Genomic DNA, 13,326 nt, shown 5'->3' on the forward strand with positions numbered 1-13,326 from the left:
AATAGGGATTGCCATTGCCGCTGTGGTCTTGAACTTTCCCGAGTTTCTAATGGGTAGCCCGGCCAATACAAAGAATGTAATTGTTACGATTGCGTACATGACCGGTTGGATTTTCGTCTTACGCATTAGCATCAAAGACCGTGACCGCAAAATACTAACATCTGCGATTTTCTTTTGGTTAGCGACATTGTTGTTCTCCTTGCTAACCGCCTATGTAAATGCAACCGGAGCTTTGGTTGATTGGGCCATACCTTTTGTTATTGTTCTCTTGGGACCCTGGTACGGGGTTAGTTTTTTTATCAGTGATTTTGTAGCAGTATCTATTATAATAGCGCTAATATCTTTTGGTATGTTGGCAACGGCTATCGTGTTGCTTCAGCGCACAAAATACGATTGACAAACACCTATTTGCAATATGTAAGACAAAGGAGGTTCTGCTCTATGTCTACCATTTCCATCCGGGTGAACCATAGAGACAGTGAGCTCATAAGAAAATATGCTAAGTTGAAAAACACTTCCGTTTCGGAGCTGGTTCGTAACGCCGTGATAGAAAAAATCGAAGAAGAGTTGGACGCAGATCTATTTGAGCAAGCACTGACTCCAATGGAGCGGACCTATACATTAGACGAAGCGAAGAAAGAGCTCGGATTACAGTGATTGGTTGGCAAGCTTGTTTCCGATGTTGCACTAAAGACACTTAAGAAAATGGACAAACAAATGGCTGCGCTTATTCTGAATACATTTAGAAACGCCTGAATGGTTGCGCCAATCCTCGGAGTTCTGGCAAACCTTTGGTTGCAAACCATAGTGGGAAATGGCGCTATCGTGTAGGTGACTATCGGCTGCTATGCTTATTGGAGGACGACAAAATTCTCATAACTGTAATAGCGATCAGGCATCGTAAAGATATTTATAAATAAAGGGCGGGAATAAGGAGCAGATGATAATGGCCCCAATAGATTTATACGACATTGGTTTGTCAGAGCAGTATGTTCAGGAAGCGAGAATGCATTCTCTCGGGTTGCATCTCGCCCGTGTTTCTGTACAGCATAAGAGTCTATATAAGGTTCTAACTGAGTGTGGGGAAATAATTGCTGAGGTCTCCGGCAAGATGCTCTATGCCGTCACCGATTCCAGTGACTATCCAGCTGTTGGTGATTGGGTCTTAGTGGATCGGCAAAGTAATAACACGGGCAATGCAATAATTCATCACATACTCAGCCGTAAAAGCAGTTTCGAACGAAAGGCCGCCGGCCCGGGCCTTGACAGACAGATCGTAGCGGCTAACATAGATACGGTTTTTGTTTGCATGTCCCTAAACAACAACTTCAATCTGCGGCGGCTTGAACGCTATCTATCCGTTACCTGGGATAGTGGAGCAACTCCTGTGGTGGTGCTTACTAAAGCTGATTTATGCAATGATGTTACAACCAAACTGACAGAAACTAAGAGGATCGCTATCGGGGTGGATGTTGTGCTAACATCAAGCATTGGTCAAGAAGGTTATACAGCAATAAAGCCATACCTGGGCAGGGGTAAGACGGTGGCGTTTGTTGGCTCATCGGGTGTAGGCAAATCAACCATGATCAATAGCCTCATGGGCGAAGAAGTGCTTGCTACAAGGGACGTACGTGGGGATGACAAGGGTAGACACACTACGTCCTATCGGCAACTGTTAGTTCTTCCGACCGGCGGGATAGTAATAGACACACCTGGCATGAGAGAACTACAAATAGCAAGTGCTGACCTCTCAAAGTCCTTCGCTGATATCGAAGAGATAGCCCAGAAATGCCGCTACCTAGACTGCAAGCACATACACGAGCCCGAATGCGCTGTACGTGAAGCGGTGGAGAATGGCACTCTGTCCAGGGAACGTTTTGGAAGTTACCAAAAGCTTCAGAGAGAATTGGAATACGAAGGACTCAATTCAAGGCAACGCGAGAACGCCAAAATCAAGCGGATGTTCGGTGGCAAAGGTCAAATGAAAAAGCAACTTGACTATGTGAAAAACAAAAACGGTAATTTTCGCGACCGATCATGACAGTGGCCTGGGCCAGCACTGGGAGCCGTAGGCCAAGAGAACACGGTTGAACACATCGTTTGTTAAAAAATAATCAAGATATGCCATAATACCAGGGGCGGACGCGAGACCGCCCCGAATGTTAATTAATGGGCAGGCACAGATGTGATACTAACTGATGAGAATACGTATTTTCAATACACTGTTTTGTATAAATAGAACCTGGTTCAACAACAGGCTGCTTTAATTAATAAAAGCTGCTGAAGCCCTTTCCTGAGCGCAGAGCGAAGGGAGGGGTAGTTCACAAACTTATGCAAAAGAACTCCATACGACATAAAACAACAAATGTAACCATAATTTTACTTTGTTGTGGTATAATTACACAGTAAAAACTAAAAAAGTGTGCTTACACAAAAATGGAATGCCCCAGCGAGGTGGCTCCTATGCTTGAAAATATAAACAGTAATAGGTGGATTTCCCTGCAGGAGGTCTGCGAATATGTCGGCGTGAAACGCCATACCGTCATGCGCTGGATTAAATATCGCAGTATGCCTGCCTCCAAAGTTGGCAAGCTCTGGCGTTTCAAGACGGCAGACATTGACGAATGGGTCAGAAACGGCGGAGCCTCCGGTGAGCGGGAGGTGATGGAATGAGCCGGCTCAAAGCCGTGAATGATCGCATTCTCTCTATTGCCGGGTTCTCCTTACTCTCTGCCTATCTCCTGTCTTTTCTTTTTGAAGGTCAGGTGCTTTATTGTATGCTGGCTTATCACGATGTACGCGACTCTGCTTACATACTCGCTGCCATCGTGGCGCATTTTGCAGGGCTGTTTTCCTGCGGCTATCTTGTGAAGTCTCCAATAGCGGCAAAATATATGATGCTGGGTAGCATGGGCGTATGCTTGATTGCAACTATACCGTTCTTTTTTGCTCCGTCCGTGCTGTGGGCAGCAGGATTGATTGTCAGCGGGTATGCAGGAGGCTGCGCGGTGGCGTCGTGGGGATATTTCCTTAAAGCCTTTACGCCCAAGAATCAACGCATCAAATCCTGCGCAGACGTTCTAATTTATTCCAACATCATTATGATTGCCGTCAATGTGGTGGCCATAAATGGGTCGCCTTTTATCGGCCTTACCCTTTCTATGCTCTGCCTTGTGCCAGGTATGGTGTGCATTTGGGTGCTGCCGACCGACACGAAGAAAGTATGGCGTGAGGAAACGGAGAGCAATCCGCATGGCGACATTAAAAAATCGCTAATGCTGCTATGCCTGTTCGTTTTTGTCATTACGATCAATTCCGGCCTTATGTATCAAGTCATAAACCCGGCTTTCGAACATCTTACGAGACTGACAAGCTGGTATTGGGCCGTTCCATATATTATTGCGCTTGCCGTTATGCGGAACTTGCCAATGAAAGCGAAGCGTTCAAGAATTTTATATCTCGGCATGGCAATGATCATAGGGGCGTTCATCAGTTTTATGCTGTTGGGACGAAACGCTTCCGATTATCTTGTTGTGGATACCCTGATGCTCGGCGCATGCGGTATTTTTGATTTGTTTTGGTGGAGCATCATTGGGGAGATGCTGGACTATACTGAAAATCCGGTTAAGGTATTCGGCATTGGGCTTTCTTCAAATGTGTTCGGCGTCCTTTGTGGTGGCGTTGTCGGAATGACCGTAACATCGATTCAGCTTCCCGGCGCAGAGGTGGCGGTTATGGCCCTCACGGTTGTATGCGTCACGCTGGTCATGCTGCCGCCGCTCAATCGTCAGCTTGTTATACTGCTCAAGAAGCACGCCTATCTTGCCGCCTATGACCGTATGAGCGAGACCGAGCAGACGGATATCATCCGGCAGACAAAAACCCTGGAAGAACTGACTGCCAGGGAAAAGGAGGTACTCCAGCACATTTTATCTGGTAAGGCCAACCGCGAGATTGCCGGGGCGCTCTTCATCAGCGAGAGCACCGTTAAAACCCATGCTAGAAATATCTTTTCTAAATATGACGTGGGTAGCCGAGCGGAGCTAATTAGCACCCTACTCAAAAACCAATCCTATTCATAACTGAAAAGCCTTATATAATATTGGTAAATTCGGCCTCTCATACTTTAGTATGAGAGGCTTTTTTACGCGATTTCGTACTTTAGGTTGATGATTTCCTCCGACTGTTTTCCTAAACTCTATGTATGAAGGTGGCGTGATGCATATGAAGGCGATCCAGAAACGGCGCGATGGCTATGCCGCGCTGCTCATTATTGCCGTAATTCTAGCGGCGTGGATTACCGTGAGGCTTATGCCAAAGACAGCGTGAACAGCCATTGGAGTTAACCCGTGGATCACTAGTCGGATAAATGATCGGGAGGTGACCATTTCTAGGAAAAGTGGGGGGCGTTTCAGACAATAACCCACCATGATAACTAAATTTAAGGGGGACTAATAATTGACTTATCGATCTCAACGTCTTGTCGCTGCATTGACCGTGTTGGCGTTGGTGCTCACCGTTGTTCCGGCGGTGACGGCACTTGCAGCGCCGGATATTGAGGGCCATTGGGCCCAAGACGCCATTGAACAACTAGTGGAAGTGGGGGCGGTGTCCGGTCTGCCCGACGGCACTTTCAGGCCGGATCTTACTGTCACGCGGTCCGAATTCGTAACCATGGTAAACAAAAGCCTAGGGATTACACCGGCAACAGGAAGCAGCCGCTTCAAGGATGTCAAACCGGACGATTGGTTTGCCGGCCAAGTGGGAGCGGCCGCTATTTATGGTTATGTGGCCGGTAATCCTGATGGTACTTTTGACCCCTATCGTCCCATTACCCGTGAACAAGCGGCAGCTATGTTAGTACGTGCCTTCGGTCTTAGCAAACTAGCCACTGAAGCCCAACAAAATGCCGTCTTAGCATCCTTTATTGATGACGATAAAGTGAGTGTCTGGGCCAAGGCCGATGTGGCTACTGCTGTAAGCTTAGGACTGTTGAGCGGTTACACGCCTACCACTTTGGCACCCCAACCGGCCGACCTCACTACAGCTGGGTGGCAGCGGTGGGAGGGGGCCCACAGTACCGAACAAAGAGAGGCAGTGCTAATGCAGTTAGGGAGCCACGGCCTTATCACCCGGGGTCAGATAGCTGCTGTTCTGGTACGAGCCCTGGCCCTGGAACCGGAAATTGCAGTTAGCGTGTTTGATAAGGCTGGAACCTACGGCCCTGAAGAAGGCGTAGAAACCATTAGCAGCGACGTTATCATTAAAGCTGATGGTGTCACCCTTCAGAATTTGATTATCACCGACGATCTTATCATCGATGACAGCGTCGGTGATGGCACCGTCGTACTAGAAAATGTAACTGTCAAGGGTGATACAGAAGTCAAAGGCGGCGGTACCGACAGCGTTATCTTCCGCGACTGCACCTTGCACGGTACCGTTACCGTGGAGAAAGTAGACGGCAAGATTAGGATCGTGGCCGAAGGATCTACCTCCGTACCCAAAGTAGTGCTTCAATCCGGAGCCATCTTAATTAGCCAAGACGATGGATCCTTTGAGCGGGTAGAACTACCCAAGGAGTTAGCGAAAGGCACCGAAGTTGTTTTAACCGGCAGCTTTGCCGAGGTCGAAATAGCAGCCGAAAATGCCAACGTAACAGTAGGCGAAGACTCTACCATAGATGAACTAGTCCTATCTAAAAATGCAACCGGAACCCAGGTAGAGCTGGAGAAAAAAGCCAATGTCAATACATTCACCGCCAATGCCAAAGTAGAAATCACCGGCCAAGGCAGCATCGCTACAGCCGAAATCAACATCGACGGGGTAGTCATCGAGCAAAAGCCAGATAAGATCGTCCTAGAAGAAGGCATCAAAGCCAATGTCGATGGTAAAGACGTCTCCGAACCCCAAAAGTTCACCGGTGGTGGATCGTCCAAGTCACCCAAAGTTCCCGTAAGTGGTATTAGTGTGGACCTGGATATCATGTTACTGTCAGTTGATCAAACTGAAACAATTGCAGTAACCGTAAGCCCCTCGAATGCAACCAATAAGAAAGTTAATTGGACAACCAGTGATGCTAATGTAGCAACTGTTGATGAAAATGGTCAAGTAACAGCAAAGGCGCCTGGAACCGCCACCATCACAGTAACACCTACTGCCGATAGCACCCAAAAAGCAATAAAACAGGTTATTGTTGGGGATTTACTGGTTCCAGCACATGGAAGTATTCAGAAGGTAATTGATGATGCACAAGATGGACAAGTAATAGCGGTGGCACCGGGGGAATATAAAGAGCAGTTGACTATTGATAAGCCATTAACATTACTGGGGCCGAACGCAGCTATTACGGGGGTAGGGGAAAGAAACCCGGAAGCGGTTATCAGTTATCCGGAAGAAAAGGATACTAATGCTAAATCTCTATTAAACGCAATTTCTAATGATGTTGCGATAAAAGGTTTCTCCTTCGAAAACACCTACGCGTATAAGTACAAAGCTGGTGATGCGACTGACGAGTTATACTTCGAAGGAGAAGATATAGTCTTTGAAAATAACAGAGTTAAGGTTTGGGCAGACAAATTGGCGATAAGAATTCGGGGCCCGATTCCTGAAGATAAAGATCCAACTAAATCACCATATAACATTGGACCATATGATGGGGTTGTTGTTAAGAACAACTATGTAGAAGGCTTAAGTAGTACATGGGGTACGGTTTACATCCAAGGAATAGGCGGTACGATCGAAGACAATACGATAATAGCTGGCGTAAATGGCCTCCAAATACAACCATATAGCAATGCAGTTGATGGTTTTGTGAGGAACAACCAGATTGCCGCCTATAAGTATTCAATCTGGCACAACTTTCATAACACTAATGATAGCTCAGAAGTCCGTGGGGAGTGGATTTATGAAGACAATACCCTTACGCCAAATGCCCCTATCGATAAGTCCAAGTATGCAGAAGGTCCGCACAATTGGATTGGCGTCCTCTTTTCAACCGGAGAACCCGAGGTTGAATTTGCGGGGAACACATTTGATGGTTCCAACGCATTTGAAGATATTGAAGGCGAGGTTCTTAAAAATATATGGAAAGGTGCAATCGGGATATGGTTTTGGACTAACATAGATGCAACAAATTCTGTATTTGATATCACTGATAATGTATTTGAGAGTGTCACTGTAGGAATTCAAAAAGATGTTGGTAATGCAGATATGGACCAAATTTTAGAAGATAATACTTTCCCGGAAGGCAGCCAGGTCATCGGCAGCGAAGTTAAAGTATTTGTGCCAGAGGAAAACACAGTATACAACAAGAACACCGGAGCAGAGTATACCATCATTCAGACAGCTATCAATGAAGCTAGTATAGGTGACACTATTTTGGTCGGGCCGGGGGAATATGAAGAGGACATTACACTTGGGTTTAATAATCTTATCCTGAGAGGGCCTAACGCAGGTACTTCCGGTTATAAAGATCGTGAAGATGAAGCGGTTATCGTTGGCACAGTGGAGTTCCAAGCAAATAATATTACATTTGACGGTTTTACGGTAAATCCTAAGCCTAAGGATACTTTAATACTTCAAGGGTGGCCGGAAAAAAATTGGGATGAAATTACAATTCGAAACAATCGCCTTCTGATGGACAAGACACATCGTTTAGCTATCTGGTTACAAAATAATGATAGAGAAAATCTTCGTCAGGTAACGGTGACTGGTAACTATATCGAGGGCCCTGCTCGTCAAGGTGGAATCGATATAATCGGAACCAAAGGTTCTGTAGTTAGCGGTAACCATATTATCAATACAGGAGAAAATGTCGCACAATACGGCATTTGGGTCGTAGGAAACGAAAATGTTGACCTAAACAGCAACCGCATCGAGGGATGGGATGATGGTCTGATATTTGAAGGTAACGTTGGCTCGAGTGTTACTAACAACTTGATTGAGGATAACAATATAGGAGTTTTGCGCGGAGATTGGCGGCAATATAAGTGGGCTTATCCAGAGCCTTGGGAGGAACTGTCCTTCCAGGTTGACGCAACAGGCTGTATAATCGATGGCAATGACTTTGTCGACAACGCCGTCCATCTAAAGGATGAAACCAGAGGACAATATCAGCATGAATCTGTTCCGCCCGTCAATCCGCTGAACCTTGATGAAGTCCTCAAAAACAACACCTTTTCAGAAGGCAGCCAGGTTATCGGCAGCCAAATTAAAGTGTCAACCTGGACGGGTGCCGGCAGCTATGAAGCAGGGGCAGAAATCGCTCTGGAAACAGTACCGTCAGATGGGTATGTGTTTGTCAACTGGACTGGTGGCGAAGGGGAGGCGAGTACCGAAAACCCCTACGCCTTTACCATGGGCTCAGAAGCACTGGAGCTAACGGCTGACTTTACAGAAGAAGAGTCACTGGCAGATGAAGAAGAACTAGGAGAACTCGACATCACACCCCTTGAGACAGTCATCGAAGAAGCGATAGCTGCTAAAGGTGGCATCACAGTTAGCGAAGACGGACAAGACGTTTCGGCAGGTGCCTACTGGGTAACGCAAGCAGACATGGACGCTCTGGATGAAGCTATTGCTGTCGCTGAAGCAGCGAGGGGTACTATGGAAACCCGACAGGATGTTGCTGATGCCGTAGAGAAACTAGAAGCAGCAGTTTCAATCTTCAATGACGCTAAGCAGGAAGCGATAGATGAGCAAGAAGCAGAAGAAGTCGGTGACGAAATCGAAAAAGACATCGAAGAAGAAGATGAAACCAATCCCATTTATAACTGAAAAACCTTATAGATAGTGGTAAATCTAGCCTCTTGTACTAAAGTATGAGGGGCTTTTTTATGTGATTTCGTACTTTAGGTTGATGATTTCCTCCGGATGTTTTCCTAAACTCTATGTGTGAAGGTGGCGTGATGTATATGAAGGCGATTCGGAAACGGCGCGATGGCTATGCCGCGTTGCTCATCATCACCGTAATTTTGGCGGCGTGGTTTACCGTGAGGCTTATGCCAAAGACAGCTTTTGTCTTTGGTAGCGCCAGCGTTGCCTTTTTCATGCTTCTGATCAGACAAAACCGGCTGCTTTTCGACGCCGGGCTTATCCGGGATAATCCCATCCTCTCGGTGCCATCAGCTGTTGTCTATACAAGCAACGGTCATGAAAAAAGGGACGTACAAGAGAGCATTGTGTCCACCTTCGGCATCCTGATAGGTAGCAGAATCTACAAATGGAACTGTGACGGGATCTATGGAGTGCGGCTGAGGACCATTGAGATTGACCGGGCACGGATCTATCTGACCTTCGGTGATGGGGGCGAAACCATGCGGGTGGAGCTTCTGCATGGTATAACCGATGAGCAGGCGGTGATGGATGTAAAACAAAAACTGTGGCGTGAAACTGGCGTAACAGCTGTGATCCATGGTTGGTAATTGGTCATCGCAAATAAATCAAAGAGGGAGTGATACTGTGAGTAGATTTTGTACCAGCTGCGGTAAACCACTGGGCGAAGGTGCGAAATTCTGCACCGGGTGTGGTGCGGCTGTGGTTTCTGTACCCACTGAAGTCGAAGGAGCTGAGGCTGATATTTCGGCTGAGGCCAAAGTTTCTACGGCAAAACCCACAGAAGTTATTAAGGAGATAAAACCCGAAGAAAAGCAAAAGACCCCACAGCACAAAACCGCCTTGGCAGCAAAAGTTACCGAAAAGATCAAGGCCAAAGCAAAAAAAGAGATACCGGCTTACACAAAAACGATCTTTTCTGATGCTGTTCCCGCTTATGCGGCTGCGGGAGAGCTGGCGCTACCCATGGAGCATGTGCCAGCTCTCACAGCCATCGGTGATGAAGGGTTATTGTCTGTGCTAAAAAGCGGGTTTACTGGACTGATAGGCGGCTTCAAACGAACGCTGGGCGACAAAAAACGGCTGGCTTTGGTTATCGCATTGTCGATTATTTGGTTGCTTGTAAACGTTTTAGCTGCCTTGGGTACCTTTCCCCTTCCGGTCCGTTTGCTTTCCTGGCTCACGGCTGCCCGGGGGAGTCTTATCGGCGGTACCATCGGAAAAGGGCTTGTTGCCGCGCTGCTGGCGCAGGTCATTACCGATAAAGGTATGTTTAAGGCATTGAAAGGTGGCCTGGGGCAGTTCGGTAGCGTTGTGAAGAGTGGAACAGGAAAGGTTGTGCCACTGTTGCTAGGGGCTGGAGCAGCCCTGGTCGCCTGTAATATTATGGTTTCTACTAATCTGCAAAATACGATGGTCTGTGTAGCGGGCTTTGCACTTTCGGCAAAGGCGCTGACACAAAATGGTTTTTTGCGACGTTTCATCACGGGTTTGTTGCCCAAGGCAAAAGCCTCCGTAACAAGTATCATGGGAGGCTGGACGATGGGCTTTGCGCTGTTTGCGATAGTCAGTATCCTGCCGGGAGGGCGAAATGGTTATCTGTTTGGAATCCTACTGCTGATTGTTGGAGCTATCTTAGCAATTGTTAACAAAAACAGAGAGGAGGCGACGGCATAATGAAAACAAGTAAGGTAAGGTGCTTTGTGGCTTGTCTCACCCTTGTGCTTTGTTATGTTATGCTTGCGCCGCTATCGGTGTTTGCTCAAGGCAAAGATACAGAAATACCCAAAGGTTATGTGGACCCCGTCCGTACGCTGGGCATGAAGCGTGGAGATGTGAATGGTTTCGCAGATTTTTGGGATCGCTTGGAAGAGATTCGACTTGTGCCTTATGAAGCATTTTTAGTACATTTTGATGCTTTTTATAATATGGCTGAAAATAAAAGGTTTCATCCCATAAGTGGCGAGACCCTAGTTATTAAAAGAGGTGAAGTAATACCGGAGTATAGGCTGGATGTTAGCTATGGCCCTTTTAATTATACAACAGGCGGTGTAACTAATACCGCTGAGGCAACAGGTGAATTTATCATGAAGAACGTCCAGTTTGGGACCACAAAAGGAGCTGGGATTTTATACAATGTTGGCGGCTCTTTTTCTGCTCAATCAGGTGGAACCAGCACATATGGTTGGGAATTCGAGGAATCAAGGGATTATGGGAGTCAATATCATTTGCCGGAGGCTTCATATGTAGCTGTTGCTAGAATTGAAGATGACCCCAATACAATGATAGTAAGAGCTGACGCTTATGCTGTAACCGATGATGATAGTATTAGCAAACTGACAGGTGTCATGGTAAATTTTCGGGTGGAAGGCGTAAAGCTAGGCAAAGCTTCTAAAGATCAGGCATCGGCAACTATTGATACCTGGGCCGATAAAGACGCCGGCGAAAGCGATGTCGAGATCCCAGCTGCCCTGGCTACCGTAATCTTTGGCGGGATGGCGGCAATTGTCGGAGCCGGCACAGGCGGTGGCGGCGACGATGATGGAGGGAAAAAGAAAAGCCGCTACAAAATGTGCTTGAAAAAGGATTTTGGTGATGCTATCCGCTATAACAAACCGCCGGTAACAGTCTATGCCCGCATAGCAGAGATTACTCCGGAAGGAGAAGAAGTAGACCGACCGGATTTGACGGCATCCCTAGATATTTTCTCTGGGGGAAGTTTAACAGTGCAAGACTGCAGCCTGGCTGGCAACTATATGGGCGCTTTGGTCTCTGCCCAGTCGGTGCCGGGCGGTCAAAACCCCGACAGCGGAATTATCAGCATCCGCTACAGCGGGGAGGGCGGTAGCTTTCAAAACAACGTGACCTTCCGCCTTATCGGTGACCCCTATATCTCGCTGGCTGGCCCCAATCTTTCCGTTTTGGTGGGGTCAAAGGAAAAGTTCACCATGCCCATTGAATTTGTCGATTTTACCCAGCCTCCCACCAATATAGTGTTAGACGGCGATCCGCTGCCTATAACCTTAGAACAGGATGCCGGAGGAAATTACTATATAGAAGTAACTGATGACACACCAAAACCCGAAGCTATTACTAGTTTCTTTGAAGAAATGCCTTACACCATTTCAGCCGATAGTGGGGATGAATCCGTCAAGGCGAGATTTACCGTACTAAAATGCTACGAAGGTATACTGGCAGATTTTCTTGGCAAAGAAAACGAAATTATGGCTTACAAGAACGAAGATGGAGAAATGCCCATCACCCACATTGGTTTGCAGTTGGGGGTGTGGGATAAAGAAAAAAGCCGGCTTGAACTCATCGCGCCCACCGAGCTGGAGATAGCTTACGAAGACAAAGAAGGCATCTATGAGCTTATCGGGCTATCCTATGAGCACAATATTGACCTTAGTACCTCGGAGCACACAGTCTATTCCTTTACGGCGAAAAAATCCTTGCCTTCCCCAGATAAAATTGAGGGAACATTATCTTACTCCAGCCAAATAAGCGATACTCAAATTAAGAGTGAATCCACTATCTATCTGGTACCGGATCTACTGACCTACGCCAAAGACTTTGACCAAGAATTCAAAAACTGTGAGCAGATTATCTTTACTTACATGTCCGGAGAGTTAATGAAGCGCAAAGCCGAAGAGCTGTATCGGGATAAAAACAAATTGGGTCTGGAGGACCTGAAGCTTTTCCGCAAGCACTGCTGGGAAATTGCCAGCCGCATGATACTGCAAAAAAAAGAAGACTACATGCAAGATGTCTATTGGTATGATGAGCGCATTGCCGAGCTGGAGTTGACTGTATTTGTGGGAGATGTGGCCTTTGCTCTTGCTACAGCACCTTTTGGCGGCCCAATAACAGCATTTTTGGCCGATACCGCTAAGTCGACATTCCTGGAGCTGTGTGAGGAGTATGTGAAAAAGGGCGATATTTTCAATTGGGATACTCTGCAGGAAGTCATCTGGAACCGCTTTAAGCAATCCATAGGTAGCGTGGATAACTTTATCGATGCGCCGGAGAAAGCCAATCCGAAGGCATTGGCGGCTTGGGTTGCCTCGTTTTACCTGTATCGAGTGTTCTATCACTGGTCTTTTGATGAAGATGAGGCTGGAAACAGCCTGGGCCTTGTGGCGGCACTGGAAAATGGCCTAAAAGACTTATTGACGAACAGAGCTGTTGCTTATTTAGGAGATCATGTAAAAGATTCAGCCCTAAAGAGCGGGATGGACTTTGGCGAGCAGATAAAAGCCGAAGGAGAGGCGGTAAATAAAGCCTTGGTAGGTGCTTTTGATATGGCTGATGTAGGTGCGGCTAAGCTGGACAATGCAGTACAGGCAATAGTGGATTTCATAAAGAGCATACAGATTGTTTAAGGGACAGTATGGTTGTTGAACACTGGGGTGGGAGCCCTACGATAACCGATAAATCAGGAAGGTACGGTACGAAGGTATCTTACTACTTTACTTTGAATGATTGATTGCGGCC

The 13,326-nt window shown here is 46.9% G+C and carries 9 protein-coding genes and 1 pseudogene; all 10 read left to right on the top strand.

The window, feature by feature from the left end:
* A partial coding sequence (locus GX016_03845; protein ID HHT70691.1) for a hypothetical protein occupies positions 1-397 on the top strand: 397 nt, incomplete at its 5' end.
* Between the two features lie 44 nt (positions 398-441).
* Complete coding sequence (locus GX016_03850; GenBank protein ID HHT70692.1) at positions 442-657, top strand: CopG family transcriptional regulator; 216 nt, start codon at positions 442-444, stop codon at positions 655-657.
* 48 nt (positions 658-705) lie between these two features.
* Positions 706-920 (top strand): annotated as a pseudogene (locus GX016_03855) (type II toxin-antitoxin system RelE/ParE family toxin).
* Positions 921-946: 26 nt separating this feature from the next.
* On the top strand, positions 947-2,041 hold the full coding sequence (gene rsgA / locus GX016_03860; GenBank protein ID HHT70693.1) for a ribosome small subunit-dependent GTPase A: 1,095 nt from the start codon (positions 947-949) through the stop codon (positions 2,039-2,041).
* Between the two features lie 422 nt (positions 2,042-2,463).
* Entirely contained in the window at positions 2,464-2,673 is a 210-nt protein-coding gene (locus GX016_03865; protein HHT70694.1) for a helix-turn-helix domain-containing protein, read from the top strand.
* A complete protein-coding gene (locus GX016_03870) occupies positions 2,670-4,082 on the top strand; it encodes a LuxR family transcriptional regulator (protein HHT70695.1) in 1,413 nt (470 codons plus the stop codon). The genes GX016_03865 and GX016_03870 overlap by 4 nt, the downstream gene beginning before the upstream one ends.
* 376 nt (positions 4,083-4,458) lie before the next feature.
* Positions 4,459-8,775, top strand: coding sequence for a hypothetical protein (locus GX016_03875; GenBank protein HHT70696.1), 4,317 nt, complete (start codon positions 4,459-4,461; stop codon positions 8,773-8,775).
* A gap of 137 nt (positions 8,776-8,912) precedes the next feature.
* Positions 8,913-9,422 carry a hypothetical protein gene (locus GX016_03880; GenBank protein ID HHT70697.1) on the top strand — a complete coding sequence of 170 codons (510 nt, stop codon included), beginning with the start codon at positions 8,913-8,915 and terminating at the stop codon, positions 9,420-9,422.
* On the top strand, positions 9,412-10,509 hold the full coding sequence (locus GX016_03885) for a zinc-ribbon domain-containing protein (GenBank protein HHT70698.1): 1,098 nt from the start codon (positions 9,412-9,414) through the stop codon (positions 10,507-10,509). The genes GX016_03880 and GX016_03885 overlap by 11 nt, the downstream gene beginning before the upstream one ends.
* A complete protein-coding gene (locus GX016_03890) occupies positions 10,509-13,214 on the top strand; it encodes a hypothetical protein (GenBank protein ID HHT70699.1) in 2,706 nt (901 codons plus the stop codon). Before GX016_03885 ends, GX016_03890 begins: the two co-directional genes overlap by 1 nt.
* Positions 13,215-13,326 lie beyond the last annotated feature (112 nt).

This window comes from Bacillota bacterium, from assembly GCA_012837285.1.
Taxonomy (GTDB): domain Bacteria; phylum Bacillota; class DTU030; order DUMP01; family DUMP01; genus DUNI01.

Coding starts and splice junctions, on each gene's coding strand:
- GX016_03885 (HHT70698.1), top strand. CDS start 9,412: ATGGTTGGTAATTGGTCATCGCAAATAAATCAAAGAGGGAGTGATACT.
- rsgA (HHT70693.1), top strand. CDS start 947: ATGGCCCCAATAGATTTATACGACATTGGTTTGTCAGAGCAGTATGTT.
- GX016_03880 (HHT70697.1), top strand. CDS start 8,913: ATGAAGGCGATTCGGAAACGGCGCGATGGCTATGCCGCGTTGCTCATC.
- GX016_03850 (HHT70692.1), top strand. CDS start 442: ATGTCTACCATTTCCATCCGGGTGAACCATAGAGACAGTGAGCTCATA.
- GX016_03865 (HHT70694.1), top strand. CDS start 2,464: ATGCTTGAAAATATAAACAGTAATAGGTGGATTTCCCTGCAGGAGGTC.
- GX016_03890 (HHT70699.1), top strand. CDS start 10,509: ATGAAAACAAGTAAGGTAAGGTGCTTTGTGGCTTGTCTCACCCTTGTG.
- GX016_03870 (HHT70695.1), top strand. CDS start 2,670: ATGAGCCGGCTCAAAGCCGTGAATGATCGCATTCTCTCTATTGCCGGG.